The sequence below is a fragment of the Floridaenema aerugineum BLCC-F46 genome (genome assembly GCF_041929345.1).
In the GTDB taxonomy this organism is placed as follows: domain Bacteria; phylum Cyanobacteriota; class Cyanobacteriia; order Cyanobacteriales; family Aerosakkonemataceae; genus Floridanema; species Floridanema aerugineum.
Genome location: NZ_JBHFNQ010000045.1, coordinates 50,248 through 63,571, shown reverse-complemented (window position 1 = coordinate 63,571; position 13,324 = coordinate 50,248). Strand labels below are relative to the sequence as shown.

15 protein-coding genes are annotated in these 13,324 nt (G+C 43.0%); 2 read left to right on the top strand and 13 right to left on the bottom strand.

What is annotated here, in order from left to right:
• Nucleotides 1-128: 128 nt before the first annotated feature.
• Nucleotides 129-1,457 (top strand): RNA-guided endonuclease InsQ/TnpB family protein, encoded by a 1,329-nt coding sequence (locus ACE1CC_RS05395; RefSeq protein ID WP_459563804.1) that lies wholly within the window; start codon nucleotides 129-131, stop codon nucleotides 1,455-1,457.
• 266 nt (nucleotides 1,458-1,723) lie between these two features.
• Here ACE1CC_RS05395 and upp read toward each other — a convergent pair whose 3' ends face one another.
• A complete protein-coding gene (gene upp / locus ACE1CC_RS05390; RefSeq protein ID WP_413269445.1) occupies nucleotides 1,724-2,377 on the bottom strand; it encodes a uracil phosphoribosyltransferase in 654 nt (217 codons plus the stop codon).
• Nucleotides 2,378-2,840: 463 nt separating this feature from the next.
• On the opposite strand from upp, the gene crtH reads away from it, so the two are divergent.
• Nucleotides 2,841-4,379 carry a carotenoid isomerase gene (crtH, locus tag ACE1CC_RS05385; protein ID WP_413269444.1) on the top strand — a complete coding sequence of 513 codons (1,539 nt, stop codon included), beginning with the start codon at nucleotides 2,841-2,843 and terminating at the stop codon, nucleotides 4,377-4,379.
• Nucleotides 4,380-4,513: 134 nt separating this feature from the next.
• Here the strand turns inward: crtH and ACE1CC_RS05380 are convergent, their stop codons facing one another.
• The 12 genes from ACE1CC_RS05380 to ACE1CC_RS05325 all read right to left on the bottom strand — a co-directional run bounded on the left by ACE1CC_RS05380 (nucleotide 4,514) and on the right by ACE1CC_RS05325 (nucleotide 13,264).
• The gene (locus ACE1CC_RS05380) at nucleotides 4,514-4,963 is read right to left on the bottom strand and encodes a hypothetical protein (RefSeq protein WP_413269443.1); all 450 of its coding nucleotides are present in this window, start codon (nucleotides 4,961-4,963) and stop codon (nucleotides 4,514-4,516) included.
• Between the two features lie 33 nt (nucleotides 4,964-4,996).
• Complete coding sequence (locus tag ACE1CC_RS05375; RefSeq protein WP_413269442.1) at nucleotides 4,997-5,131, bottom strand: hypothetical protein; 135 nt, start codon at nucleotides 5,129-5,131, stop codon at nucleotides 4,997-4,999.
• Between the two features lie 339 nt (nucleotides 5,132-5,470).
• Complete coding sequence (locus ACE1CC_RS05370) at nucleotides 5,471-6,937, bottom strand: cation:proton antiporter (protein WP_413269441.1); 1,467 nt, start codon at nucleotides 6,935-6,937, stop codon at nucleotides 5,471-5,473.
• An 85-nt stretch (nucleotides 6,938-7,022) separates the two neighbouring features.
• A complete protein-coding gene (locus tag ACE1CC_RS05365; RefSeq protein WP_413269440.1) occupies nucleotides 7,023-7,682 on the bottom strand; it encodes a Na(+)/H(+) antiporter subunit B in 660 nt (219 codons plus the stop codon).
• Nucleotides 7,682-8,266, bottom strand: coding sequence for a DUF4040 domain-containing protein (locus ACE1CC_RS05360; RefSeq protein WP_413269439.1), 585 nt, complete (start codon nucleotides 8,264-8,266; stop codon nucleotides 7,682-7,684). The genes ACE1CC_RS05365 and ACE1CC_RS05360 overlap by 1 nt, the downstream gene beginning before the upstream one ends.
• Nucleotides 8,259-8,537: a monovalent cation/H(+) antiporter subunit G gene (locus ACE1CC_RS05355; RefSeq protein WP_413269438.1), complete on the bottom strand. Its 279-nt coding sequence runs from the start codon at nucleotides 8,535-8,537 to the stop codon at nucleotides 8,259-8,261. Before ACE1CC_RS05355 ends, ACE1CC_RS05360 begins: the two co-directional genes overlap by 8 nt.
• Before the next feature lie 3 nt (nucleotides 8,538-8,540).
• Complete coding sequence (locus tag ACE1CC_RS05350; RefSeq protein ID WP_413269437.1) at nucleotides 8,541-8,801, bottom strand: hypothetical protein; 261 nt, start codon at nucleotides 8,799-8,801, stop codon at nucleotides 8,541-8,543.
• Complete coding sequence (locus ACE1CC_RS05345) at nucleotides 8,798-9,187, bottom strand: Na+/H+ antiporter subunit E (protein ID WP_413269436.1); 390 nt, start codon at nucleotides 9,185-9,187, stop codon at nucleotides 8,798-8,800. The genes ACE1CC_RS05350 and ACE1CC_RS05345 overlap by 4 nt, the downstream gene beginning before the upstream one ends.
• A complete protein-coding gene (locus ACE1CC_RS05340) occupies nucleotides 9,172-10,614 on the bottom strand; it encodes a cation:proton antiporter (RefSeq protein WP_413269435.1) in 1,443 nt (480 codons plus the stop codon). Before ACE1CC_RS05340 ends, ACE1CC_RS05345 begins: the two co-directional genes overlap by 16 nt.
• Nucleotides 10,611-10,946, bottom strand: coding sequence for a cation:proton antiporter subunit C (locus tag ACE1CC_RS05335; RefSeq protein WP_413269434.1), 336 nt, complete (start codon nucleotides 10,944-10,946; stop codon nucleotides 10,611-10,613). Before ACE1CC_RS05335 ends, ACE1CC_RS05340 begins: the two co-directional genes overlap by 4 nt.
• A gap of 134 nt (nucleotides 10,947-11,080) precedes the next feature.
• Complete coding sequence (locus tag ACE1CC_RS05330; RefSeq protein WP_413269433.1) at nucleotides 11,081-11,653, bottom strand: TIGR04376 family protein; 573 nt, start codon at nucleotides 11,651-11,653, stop codon at nucleotides 11,081-11,083.
• A gap of 141 nt (nucleotides 11,654-11,794) precedes the next feature.
• Complete coding sequence (locus ACE1CC_RS05325; protein ID WP_413269432.1) at nucleotides 11,795-13,264, bottom strand: hypothetical protein; 1,470 nt, start codon at nucleotides 13,262-13,264, stop codon at nucleotides 11,795-11,797.
• Between the last annotated feature and the right edge of the window lie 60 nt (nucleotides 13,265-13,324).

The window sequence follows — 13,324 nt, the reverse complement described above, 5'->3', positions numbered from 1 at the left end:
TTCGTTCGTTGACTCCAAGGATTTGGGCTGCTTCTTTGGGTTTGACATATCTAGCGATGGGAATATCCTCAATTCTTCTGGAACATTATAGGGCATTGTCCGGTATTGTCCTGAGAATGTTGAATTAAATCAAGCCTCTCTTGCAGTTGTGCCGACTGAGTAAAAACCTCTACAACGTAGGGCTTTATACAGTACGGCAATACTTTTTTCAGGAACATAAACACTTGGGTTATGAGGGAGCATACCATTTGTGCAAAACCAATGAAAACTACAAGTTTCTCAACACAGATATTGCACAACAAACACTGAAGGTAGTAGACAGAACTTTTAAAAGCTTTTACGGGTTGATAAGCGCAGTTAAAAACGGGAGTTATCAGCAAAAAGTGAAACTTCCTAATTACCTGCATAAAGATGGATACTTCTTGCTGATAATTCCCTGCGGTTGGATCGCTCGCAAGGGCAAGCCAAAAACTCCCAGACTTGCCATTAAAAACGGTAAGTTTCGAGTCCCAATGTCTAACGAGTTCAAAAAACAGCATGGAGAAATTTGGGTTAATTTTCCCAAACGGATTAATTATGAATCTCTCAAAGAGATTCGGATTCACCCAAAGTACAACGCTAGATATTTTGAGGTTGAGTTTGTCAGCGAAGTAGAGCCAGAACCAGTAAAAGCTAAATCCGACAGCGCCATTAGCATTGATTTGGGAGTTGATAATCTCGCTGCTTGCGTTGACACTTCGGGGGCATCCTTTCTTGTGGATGGTAAACCAATCAAATCTATTAACCAGTGGTTCAATAAGCGTAATGCAAAACTGCAATCTATTAAAGATAAGCAGGGCATTAAAGGCATCACCAATCAACAGGTGAAGCTCGTGGCAAAACGCAACAATCAAGTTAGAGATTACCTGAACAAGGCAGCACGATTTATTGTTAACCACTGCATCGAAAACGGTATTGGTAACGTGATTGTTGGTTACAATCCCGGCATTAAGCAAGAAATCAATATTGGTGGACGCAATAACCAGAACTTTGTCCAAATACCTTTTCACAACTTGCGTTCTAAGTTGAAGGCAATGTGTGAAAGATATGGCTTGAAATACATTGAGCAGGAAGAATCTTACACATCTAAAGCAAGTGCGATTGATGGTGATGAGATACCTGTCTACAACGCTGACAATCCCAAAGAATACCAGTTTTCCGGGTTACGAATTAAGCGGGGATTGTATAGGACAAAAGATGGACATTTGGTTAACAGTGACTTGAATGGCTCGTTAAATATCGCCAGGAAAAGTAAGCACAATGGCTTTGCCGGAGTGTCTAGGGCTGCATTGACCCAGCCTAGAAGAATTAATCTTCTTAAATTGGAGAAGTGGAGAAGCTTGGATAAATCCGCGCTTCGGAACAACTTCTTAGAATCCCCGGGGCTAAAGCCCAGGGGAGAGTCAAATCGATTTTAGATTTTCGATTTTCGATTTTCGATTTTCGATCGCACACAAATTACAACTGTTTTCAGCTTACCTGTTGCTTATGACAAATGCCTAGCAGGGGAACTGGGGATTAGGGACTGGGGAGGAGGGAAAGTTTTGAGTTGTAGGGGCGGGTGAGAGCAAACAATTCTGTGTTCATAGCAAAAAAATTAACAACAAAACCCGCCCTGGAGAGAGTTTTGAGTTAATGAATTTTCCTTTTTTCCCCATCTCCCCACCTCCCCATCTCCCCACCCTCACTCAGTCCCAAAAGTGCGATCGCCTGCGTCCCCTAAACCAGGCACAATAAAACCATGTTCGTTAACTATTTCGTCGATGGTGGCAGTGTAAATATTCAATGCCGGATAAGCAAGGCTGAGTTTTTGTAAAGCTGGAGGAGCCGCCACGATCGAAATAATCCTAATTAATTCAGGATTGGCACCACGAGACATTAATTCTGCCATTGCTGCCATAATGGAACCACCAGTAGCCAACATCGGTTCGCTGATGAGTATCCTTGTTTGCTCTTTAAACTTGGCTGGCAATCTATTCAAATAACAACTCGGTTCTAAAGTTTTCTCATCTCGCACTAAGCCAAGGTGATAAACCGAAGCTAAAGGCAATACACTTTGCGCCCCTTCCAACAGCGCCAAACCTGCACGTAAAATTGGCACTACTACTACCGGAACCTCTGGGTTAACGAAGGTAGCAGGACATTCAGCTAAAGGTGTTTGCACTGTGGTTTCCATTGTTGGCAACCATTCTCGTGCTGCTTCGTAAGTTAGCCAGCGTCCTAACTCTGTCATGGCGCTGCGAAATAAGGGAGTTGGGGTTGTCTCACTCCGGGCAACACCTAGCCAATGTTTAATTAAAGGATGGGGGGGTACATAAACTCGTAATTGGAAAGTCATAGTAATTTTGCATTTATCACCTTAGTTTTGGGGAGGTTTCCTCCCTAGCTGGAAAGAACCTGATTTTCAACCCTGAATCATCATAAGCTGTTTCCGCTACATTGCTGTATCCTCAGATCTTGCAGAGTATGGAGGTAGAACCTCCCAACCCGCGTTACCAGGTTCAACCTGGTAACGAGAAATAGAGGCTCCGCCTCAGAACTGCTCTTATCTCAGTATCTGTTTGCGATCGCCACTATATCAGCTTATTGCAAAATTTTCCTATTAGTATTGACATTAGTTTTCAATAAGTTTATATTAAGGTTTAAGTGTTCTCCTCTCTCGTGTTCTCCTCTTTGAGGTATGGCAGGCGGGCTCGGTCAGCAATAGCAGATAGAGTCCGTATTTTTTTTGCTAGCAGGGACAGACCGATAACGTTAGACTCTAATACGTCAATACAATAGGTTTCTTTCTTACTTACCCCATGCCTTCGGTAAAAAAATCCCTAAATTTGGCCGCTAATGGTAACTTGATGGAATTTGATGCGATCGTAATTGGTTCTGGTATTGGTGGGTTGGTGACAGCAACTCAGCTAGCGGCAAAGGGCGCTAAAGTGTTGGTGCTGGAACGTTACCTGATTCCGGGCGGTAGTGCTGGCTACTTTGAACGAGAGGGTTACAGATTTGATGTCGGAGCATCAATGATTTTTGGCTTTGGCAACAAAGGCACTACTAATCTTTTGACTCGCGCTTTAAAAGCAGTCAATGTCAGCTTGGAAACAATTCCCGATCCAACACAGATTCATTACCACTTACCAGAGGATTTAAAGATTAGAGTACATCGTGATTATGAGAAATTTTTGCTTGAACTAATAGAACATTTTCCCCAAGAACAGCATGGCATTCGTCAGTTTTATGACGAGTGTTGGCAGGTTTTCAATTGTCTAAATGCAATGGATTTGCTGTCACTCGAAGAACCCAGGTATTTGACGCGAGTGTTTTTCCAGCATCCGATGGCTTGTTTAGGATTGGTGAAGTACTTACCCATGAATGTGGGCGATGTCGCCCGCAAGTACATTACAGATCCCACTTTACTGAAGTTTCTCGATATTGAGTGTTATTGCTGGTCAGTTGTGCCTGCGGAAATGACACCAATGATTAATGCTGGTATGGTATTTTCCGATCGCCATTATGGTGGCATCAATTACCCTAAAGGCGGCGTTGGTCAAATTGCCTTAAAACTGGTGGAAGGTTTGGAAAAAGCTGGTGGTGAAATAAAGTACAAAGCCAGAGTAACCAAGATTATTACGGAAGATGGTAAAGCTGTAGGTGTGAAATTAGCTACAGGGGAAGAGTTTCGGGCTAAACGGATTATTTCTAACGCTACTCGCTGGGATACTTTTGAACATTTACTACCGGCTGCGGAAATGCCCCCAAGTGAGAAGAAGTGGCAACAACGTTATCAAAAATCTCCGAGTTTTTTAAGTTTACACTTGGGCGTAGCAGCAGATGTTTTACCTTTGGGTACAGAATGCCATCACATTGTTTTAGAAGATTGGCAGAAAATGGAGTTACCAGAAGGCACAATTTTTGTTTCGATTCCCACATTACTCGACCCCAGTTTAGCACCGGAAGGTTGTCATATTCTGCACGTTTTTACGCCTAGTTGGTTTGAAGATTGGCGGGGAATTTCTGAGAATGAATATGAGGAGAAAAAGGAAGCCGCAGCTGGCAGAATTATTGAACGTTTAGAAAAGATTTTCCCTGGTTTAGATGCAGGTTTAGATTATATGGAAGTGGGAACTCCCCGCAGTCATCGCCGCTTTTTAGGTCGAGATGATGGTACTTATGGGCCGATTCCCCGGCGCAAGTTAGCAGGATTATTGGGAATGCCTTTTAATCGCACTGCTATCCCTGGTTTATATTGTGTAGGAGACAGCACTTTTCCGGGTCAAGGTTTAAATGCGGTGGCTTTTTCCGGTTTCGCCTGTGCTCATCGCGTGGGTGTAGATTTGGGATTGTAAGAAAGTTTTAAGTTTTGAGTTATGAGTTTTGAATTAAATTTAAAAGTCATAACCCAGAGGGAAAAGGGGAAGTTCTTTAACCTAAAACTGTATTCTTAACTCAAAACTCAAAACTTAAAACTCAAAACTCCCTTCTACCTGGTGGGAAAAATGCGTCCAAACAGAGGTAAATAAGCTCTTAGGGATTGTTTGTGTCTGGCTCTTACATCTGCGTCTAGGGAGCGTTCTAAGGCTTGAGCATTTGCGGTTCCTTGGGGTGTTTTTTCGGACATTATTACTAAGGCTTGGGCTAAACGAATGGCGGCTTGATTTTTGTTGCCTTTGGCAATAGCTTCATCGGCTAATTTAATGGCTGTACTTTCGTCTGGTACTCCTGAAGGGCGGCGAATAATGCCTCTAGTAATTGCGCGTTCATAATTTAGTCTGTAGGGAGTGCAAGTTTGGGGAGTGCAGGGTTTTGCTTGTTTGGTGAAGTGTTCGCTATTGGGTTGCGCGATCGCTATTTGAGGTAAATTGGTGCTAGTTGCGATCGCTACCAATATAACTGTTATTTTTGCCAGAGTTGTTAGCGTATTCTTCGGCATATTTTCTCCCTTCCTTGCAGCAATTTAGTAATCTCATAAATCCTTAGTCGCAGTATCACCTAAAATACAACGAATTAAGCTTTTAATTAAATGCTCTTTTTCCATTGGCATGGTGTGTTTTCCTTGCAATACTTCTTGAGATAGGATAAATCCCACAATTGTTCCCATAAAAATGCGGGTTATTGCTTCAGGATCGGGGATGTTTTTTCACTTAACCCAGATGTGCAACATCTTAAACTGGGAATTATTGATTATGCTAATACTTATGAAAGCCGATTATTAATTGCAGCTTTTACCGAAAATGACCTTTTCCAGTTTTTGCGTAAGTTTTGAAAATGTCATCGTTTCTTGACAAATAAATATTTAAGATTGTGACAACTTCTATCTTTAGAGGGAATTCTAATGCAGCCAATCTCAGTGTTAGGAGAAAGTGGTAAAGTAGTTTTGCTTCCTGAAGTTAACTTATGGCTTTCTTTACAGGAAAAACTACCTTAAGGAATGGCAATTTTACAACAATCCCGATCGCACTTCCTCTAACCACCCCAATTTTAAAACTACCATCCAGAATAGCAGGAGCAACATCAAACTCATAAAACCGATCAAATGCTCAAACTTTTCTAACACTCGCGGTACAGTGAAAAGCGATCGCCTAAAAATCAAAAGATGAGCCAACCATCCAATACCAATAATCAAGAGAGTTTTTGAGATATTAGCAAGAGTATAAACCTCAAAATGGAAAGCACTTGTAGCAATTAGCCCACCAATTAATAAACTTATTGGTAGCCACAAACCTGGGCGGACATTCTCTTGTCCCCCAGGCGACAAAAATATAAATTTGGCATAGACAATTGCTGTTCCTACCGCCCCAATGTTCAAGGCGTAAGTTTGCCAAGGCATCACATTCTCCAGAGTCAACATCTTCGCCCCAAAGCCGACAAATAAAGGAAAACCCGAAATCGAAAGGCTTGCCATCACTAAAGCAATCCAAAGCCCTGTATTAATCCGCTGTTGTTGTAATTCTTGAATATTTCGGCTTGGTAAATTACCTGCAATCAAGAAACAAGTCGATTTTACCAATCCATGTGCCAGGGCATAAAAGCCGCCTACTTCTGGTGCCGACAGAATCCAGCCTAACTGGGAAATTGTACTTAATGCTAATATCCGCTTGGTATCTTTTTCCAATGCTGCATAAATCACTCCAAAAAGTGCTGTGCCTACTCCGAAGATCCTGACGATCGGACTAACTTCATCAAACATTAGCGCACAACGCACTAAGGGAAAAACTCCCGCTTTGATCGCAATACCGGAAAGCATTGCTGATACTGGAGTTTCTGATTCCGAGTGAGTCAAGGGCAACCATAACCCTGAGACAAAAATTCCTCCTTTTGTTAATAGTCCTAAAAAGATCAAAGCTAACGCCTCAGTTGGTGCCCCGCGCAAACCTGTAAAAGCGAAAGAATGATGGGTTTTATAGACTAGCACTGCCCCGATTAGATAAAACAGCATTGCCGTGTTGCTGATAAACAGATAGCGCAAACCCACCCAGATCGATCGATCCGTTCGGGGATAAACGATCGACAGAAACGCGGCAATACTAATTACCTCTAATGCCACATATAAACTGATAAAATCTGCACAAATAAATACAGCATTAATGCTGCCATGTAAAATAGTAACTTGCGTATAAAAAAAAGCCGTTTTCCCAATATTCCAACAATAGAGGAAAACAGCCATTGTTACCAGTGCATTTGTCAATATAAAATAAGCACTCCATTGATCGGCGACTAATGTCACACCGAAACTATTTAGTAATTGCAATGTGAGTGGCGATCGTTCTGCAAATAGCCGCAACGCATATCCAGCCGAAACCAGGGCTACGAAAAGTGCTAGATACCGATCGATTTTAGGGACTAAGTAAATGATGAACCCTAGAAAAAATGGGAGTATTATCCATGCGATCGTAATAGTAATCATGGTATATATTCTTTAGTTTTCGTAGGCGGACTTTGTTTGAAACGAAGCGATTTCAATCGCCATTGATATAGGGAATAGCTGAATTTTACAACAATCCTCTATAACGAATAAAAATTAACACAGCTGCCCAAGAACCTAAAGCCACTTTTATTGCTACTAAAATATTGAGTATGGGGATAATACCACCGCTGAAAAGTTCGCCTAATTCTCCGTGTGGTAACTCAAATCCAGCCAGAGTAATTGCTGATAAAACAACGAAAACTAGAACCGAAATTTTCTCTAAAGTAGCAGCTTGCCAACGTTGATAAATTGCTTGCATCCATTCCGGGGATGAAGTGATTGCTACAAGTCCGATCGCAGTTCCTCCCGCCACTCCAGCCGCAAAACCACCACCCGGACTCAAGTGCCCTCTAATTGCCAATTCAATGCCCACTAACGCCGAAATCGTGGCTCCCAAACGTGCTAAAACAATTGAAGGTTCATCTGTAAACCGATAAACTTTGCTTTGGGGCTTTTCGTTTGCCATCAGAAAATAACAACCCATGATTGCGATCGTAAAAACTACCACTTCAAAGATCGTGTCATAAAGCCGATTGCGGAAAATAATTCCCGTAACTGCGTTAGGAACTCCACTATCTTGGACGATCGAATCCACGATCGGCACCGATGATTGCAGAATTGGATTAGGCATCAGTAGGATTTTGAAAAACAGGGCAATTCCCGCTGCAATATAGACCCATTTCATCAATGCTTCTCCCCGGAATCTGGTATGTTTACATAAGTCAAACTAGTTTCTGATGACGAGAGTTCGGTTTCCATAATTTCATAGATGCGTTTAACTCTAGTTGCAGTATGAAATGGTTTGTTTTCTTCTTCTTGATCGTCGGGTTCCGATCGCACAAATCGAACACAAGTTGCATGAATTTCCCTTTCCATTAGCGCCTGTTGTAAGTCGTTCTTTTCCTGATAAGGAACGATCTCAAGACGCATAAAGCGTTTACTAAAAGTCCTTCGCAACTCCTCCATCAAGCGCTTAAAATTCAGGTCTTCTTCTGACTCCATCTCCACATCTTTCACCACACCCAGACGCATTACCATTGAACTTCGCACCGCTACCGCATACAGGGTAATCGCCAACATTGTGCCCACCAAAGCTTCCGTCAAAGCCACATCTGCCGCACCGAAAACAGCATATACCATTGCTGCCACTGCTCCCAGGATGCCACGAATTACCAGAGCATGATACGGATTCACCTCAAATACCGTCATGCACGCAGACAAAGGCAACAGGGCAACGAGTGCATAAATATAAGTATCTGTATTATTCATGGCTACCCTCGTTACTGGAACAGTATGCCAACACATATCCGAGTACTGTATTCCAGATTGCCAGAGAGATGATTCCCAAAAGAAGCAGGGGCCATTCGTTAGGTCTTTGCAAGAATAGCCCAACGACGATCGCCATCGATCCCAGAGTATCAGCAACCGAAAGACTATGTAGCTTAAATAATACCGATCGCTTCCCCACCAGATGAGAAGTTCCCCAAAACCAAAAGAAGATCCCTACGCCAATACAGATATAACTTAACAGGTTGATCATAAATTAATAATTCGACACTTGATTGATTCGTTTAAGCACATGAGCCAGCAACATTAACGACGCATTTCCCACACTCAAGATAATTATCCCAACCACACCGATCATCCAATCATCACGTAAGACAGATATGACCAGAATCATAATTGATGTCTTAGTCGCCACACTGGAAAATGCCAACATCTTTTGCCAAATATTATCATCTTTCAATGCTTCGTAGATGGGTATAAGCAGAGCTAGAATCATTGCTATTAGCACCACATTCATCTGTTATTCCTCCTACGTACCCAGTGAACTTCGTACCAGCCATCTCTGTGATATTTCAAAACAATACTCTTTGGCGTAAAAGTGATTAAGTAGATATCCAAGAAAATCAATGTTGCTGTCCGTTCTGGTTTAACTCGCTCCATTGTGACTTCTTCTTCGTTATGAGGACGAAGGATGATTTCAAATGCTTCCATGTATGCTTGGGGAATCGCCACCAGAATTTCACGAAACACCCTTAGCCAATCCTGCAATACTACCGGAGTTCTCTGAAGACCGGGCAATATAAATGCCACAATGATTCCAATTATGATATTTTGCCAACTAAAATTGGCGGTGAGCAAAAACCAAATTGACAATCGCAATATCAGATTTAAATACCCAACCATGCAAACCCCTTCCAGAACAAAAAGACTAAAATCAAAGCCATCACACCGATCAGATGATCGAATCGCTCCAGTACACGGGGTAACTTGATGACTAAGCGTTGAAAAATCAGCAAGTACGCCAACCATCCAAAGCCGATCGTTGCCAGGGGTTTGATGATATTTTCGACGGTGTAAGCTTCGTAATAGACAATATTGGCTATAAACAGCCCACCGATTAACGTGATTACTGCCACCCAGAACCCTGGCTTTGTATGATTTACTTTTCCCCCTGGCGGTAAAAAGATAAATTTAGCAAATGAGATTGCTGTTCCCAAGGCGGCAACATTCATGACGATCGCTTGCCAAGGCAACAGATTCTTCGATGTCAACACCTTTGCCCCAAAGCCAGACAACAAGGGAAATCCAGAGATTGAGAAGCTGGCTATAACTAAGGCAATCCAGATCGGCGTACTAATCGGCTGATGTTGCAGTTCCTTAAAGTTGCGACTTGGTAAGTTACCTGCAATTAAAAAGAGTGTCGATTTGACTAGTCCATGTGTCAGCGCATAAAAGCCCCCGACAAGCGGGGCGGCGAGGATAAAGCCTAACTGAGAAACCGTGTGAAACGCCAGCATCCGCTTAGTGTCTTTTTCAAAGACTGCATAGAACACTCCCAAAAGTGCAGTTCCCACGCCGAAAAGTCTGACGATCGTCTCAACCTCTGGCACCATTAACGCACAACGCACCAATGGGTAAACACCAGCTTTGACCACAACTCCTGACATCAGTGCCGATACAGGCGTTTCCGATTCCGAGTGAGTCATCGGCAACCATAATCCCGATACAAAAATTCCGCCTTTTGTCAAGAGTCCCAGAAAAATTAGGGCAAGGGCTTCGGGGGGTGCGTCGCGCAAACCTGTAAAACTAAAGGAATTATGTGCTTGATAGACGAGTACTGCGCCGATTAGATAAAACAGTAATGCTACGTTGCTGACGCAGAGATAGCGCAAGCCCACCCAGAGCGATCGATCCGTCCGAGGATAAACGATTAAAAGAAACGCGGCAATCCCAATTACTTCTAACGCCACGTATAAACTCACAAAATCCGCACAAATAAAAGCGGAATTGACGCTGCCATGTAAAATAACGGCTTGCGTATAAAAAAAAGTTGTCTTCCCGGTATTCCAACAATAGAAGATTACCGCTGCTGTTACCAGCGCATTTGTCAATATAAAGTAGGCGCTCAATTGGTCAGCAACTAACACCACACCGAAACTATTAAGTAATTGCAGTGTGACTGGTGTTTTTTCCGCGAATAGCAGCGCGGCATATATACCCGAAACTAGGGCAACCCCTAGAGTCAGATAGCGATCGAGTAATGGGACTAGATAGATGAAGAACCCGACAAAAAACGGGAGTGCGATCCATACGATCGTAAAGGTGTTCATGGTGTATTGCTCTTTTCGATCTCGTTAGTTTCCAAGGTTGGATTATTCCGCGCCAGTTTCATGGCACCAACCAGCATTAATGACTGAATCGAAAAGCCGATTACGATCGCTGTTAATATTACCGCTTGGGGGACTGGATCGGCGTAAGCACCTTTTTTGACACTACCCAAAATTGGTGTAAACAAACCTTCTCGTGATGCAATCAGCACGTAATAGGCGATCACCCCGGTACTCATGACATCCATAGAGATGATCTTCATCATCAAGTTCTTTTTCAGGATGATGCCGAAAAATCCACAGAATATTGTTGCTAATACACACGCTTCTAACACTAGAACTGCCTGGTGGTTAAGGGTTGGGTAAGAGATCGATCGCTATTATTTTATCAAAGATCCACCTATATAACGCACCTACGAAGATCTGTACCATAACCATTTCCAACCATAACCATTTCAAATCTCAATCATCAGCGTCCCATATTTTTCTTCATTTGCTCTAATTCTTCTTGAGCTTCCCAACGGCTAAATTCCGCTTCCAAAGAATCCATTCCCCCAGTAGATTTAAAAGTACTCCCTTGATTCCAACCAACATTTTGTGTTCCCGCTTTTGCACTAGCACGCGCCGCTTCTACTTGCGCCGCTTTTGCCCGCACTTCCTGCCTTCGCACTTGAATTTGTTGATACAATTCCTGAGTTTTACTAATGCGTTCTTTTACCCCTTTCATGTGTCCCCAAAGCTGATTTCCTTGGCGCAATAAAGAAGCTTCGTGTTCCTGTGCAGGCTTGACTAAATCCATTCTATTTGCCGCTTTCGCCTTTTCAATGCGGATATGCCAGCGTTGCACTTCCTGTGCAGTATTAAAAATTTGCTCTTCAACCTTTTTTTCCTGCAATTTCAACTCAGCAATTAACCGTTTTGTGTCTTCTTCTTGTTCCCGCAATTGTTCTTCTAAAGCTTGTAATTCCAAATGGGGATTACTGCGAAGATATTCTTCTAAGCGACTTTCTAAAAAACGACTTAAATCTTCAAATAAACCCACTGCCTAAACTCCTTTTTATAACTTATAAGTTTTGAATTTTGAATTTACCACTCAAAACTTTCTCAGGGCGGGTTTTGTAAAAATTTCTCTGTTTGTCAGCGAAAATAAATTACTAAACCCGACCCTACAAACTCAAAACTTTTAAAACTGTTGTCCGACAAAAATCGATCGGACTTCGCCATTTCTGCGGATGACAGCTTCGGAATTTTCGTTGTTAATTTCTACCAAAGTCCAACCACTAGAACCAATGCTTTCCCCAACATAAACTCGCCGGGAAACACCACCAACTTCAAAGATAGCCGCTGACCTTTCTCCCAAAACTAAAACTCCGCGCAAACTATACTGATTACCAGGAGTAGAAGCGGTAGCCTGTGGAGAGCGATTTCTAAAAGTAGGCGCTGCGGTGGGTGAAGGAGCAACTGCTACTACTCTAGGAGATTCTGATGCCGCTTGGGTAGGGGTAGGGGTTGGTTTAGCAGCAACAGTTGTCGGTTTGGCAGTGGGTGAAGGTAAAGCGGTTTGAGTTGGGGCAGGGGTTGGTTTAGCAGCAACAGTTGTCGGTTTAGCAGTGGGTGAAGGTGAAGCGGTTTGAGTTGGTAAAGCAGCACTAAGTCTGGGAACAGTTGGCGCGGTTGCTACAGGACGGGAAGTAGGTCTAGCTTCAGGTTTCGGACTTGGTGCTGGAGTTGGGGAAGTTGCTTTTGCCCTGGGAGAAGTTGCTTTTGCAGTTGGGGAAACTGCTTTTGGAGTTGGGGAAACTGCTTTTGGAGTTGCGGAAGTTGCTTTTGGAGTTGGGGAAACTGCTTTTGCAGTTGGGAAAGTTGCTTTTGCAGTTGGGAAAGTTGCTTTTGGAGTTGGGAAAGTTGCTTTTGGAGTTGGGGAAGTTACTGGACTTGGCGCAGCTGCTTGGGGGGAAGATGTTGCTGCTGGAGAGGGAGGATTGGTGTAAATAATTCTGGGTTGGGGATAAACTGGGATGTAAACTCGTTCTAAAACATTAGGACGGCTAGTATTTTGGGGTAGATTACCGGGAACTAACACAGGTAATGGTGGTTGAGTTGGTGGAGGTGCTGGGGGAACTACAGGAACTTGCTTGCGATCTTCTGCTTTTTGATCGATACTTTCTAGCGATCGCTGCATATAATCTACAAAAGCTAAGTCCTTCTGTGAAGCTTGTGTCGCTTTCGTGGTTGAAGCTGAATTATTCCCCAATAACGAATTGAGTCTACCTTGACCTAAAACCCACAATAACAAAGTAATTCCTAAAGAAGCACAAGCACCAATCAACAACCATTGTTCCAGGGACTTCCCTGACTGCTGGCGCTGGGTGGGAGTTGTTTCTGGTTTAGTAATTTCTTCTGCTACTGTTGAACGAGAGGCAATTTCGGCTGGAATGGTGACAGACGGAACAGCCATTGTTGGGAAAGAAACATATTCTGCGGGTTCAGCTGGTATAGTCGGCGTTTCACTACCAGTTTCGAGTATTCTTTCCACATCTGCGAAAATATCGTCCATCAAACGATTGGCGTTCGCATCCATTGACCAAGGTTGGTCTGATTTTCCTTCTAAAGACTTTACCGCAGTCTGGTTAGTACTGACTTCCTGTGGCATAGATGGCTCATTCACTCCTTGCTGATTTTAACGATAGCGTTTAAAGGTGCGGATGACGCT

What these genes read in the sequence shown, in the direction of transcription:
- upp (WP_413269445.1), bottom strand. Translation starts at nt 2,377, where the DNA reads ATGACTTTCCAATTACGAGTTTATGTACCCCCCCATCCTTTAATTAAA.
- crtH (WP_413269444.1), top strand. Translation starts at nt 2,841, where the DNA reads ATGCCTTCGGTAAAAAAATCCCTAAATTTGGCCGCTAATGGTAACTTG.
- ACE1CC_RS05380 (WP_413269443.1), bottom strand. Translation starts at nt 4,963, where the DNA reads ATGCCGAAGAATACGCTAACAACTCTGGCAAAAATAACAGTTATATTG.
- ACE1CC_RS05375 (WP_413269442.1), bottom strand. Translation starts at nt 5,131, where the DNA reads ATGGGAACAATTGTGGGATTTATCCTATCTCAAGAAGTATTGCAAGGA.
- ACE1CC_RS05370 (WP_413269441.1), bottom strand. Translation starts at nt 6,937, where the DNA reads ATGATTACTATTACGATCGCATGGATAATACTCCCATTTTTTCTAGGG.
- ACE1CC_RS05365 (WP_413269440.1), bottom strand. Translation starts at nt 7,682, where the DNA reads ATGAAATGGGTCTATATTGCAGCGGGAATTGCCCTGTTTTTCAAAATC.
- ACE1CC_RS05360 (WP_413269439.1), bottom strand. Translation starts at nt 8,266, where the DNA reads ATGAATAATACAGATACTTATATTTATGCACTCGTTGCCCTGTTGCCT.
- ACE1CC_RS05355 (WP_413269438.1), bottom strand. Translation starts at nt 8,537, where the DNA reads ATGATCAACCTGTTAAGTTATATCTGTATTGGCGTAGGGATCTTCTTT.
- ACE1CC_RS05350 (WP_413269437.1), bottom strand. Translation starts at nt 8,801, where the DNA reads ATGAATGTGGTGCTAATAGCAATGATTCTAGCTCTGCTTATACCCATC.
- ACE1CC_RS05345 (WP_413269436.1), bottom strand. Translation starts at nt 9,187, where the DNA reads ATGGTTGGGTATTTAAATCTGATATTGCGATTGTCAATTTGGTTTTTG.
- ACE1CC_RS05340 (WP_413269435.1), bottom strand. Translation starts at nt 10,614, where the DNA reads ATGAACACCTTTACGATCGTATGGATCGCACTCCCGTTTTTTGTCGGG.
- ACE1CC_RS05325 (WP_413269432.1), bottom strand. Translation starts at nt 13,264, where the DNA reads ATGCCACAGGAAGTCAGTACTAACCAGACTGCGGTAAAGTCTTTAGAA.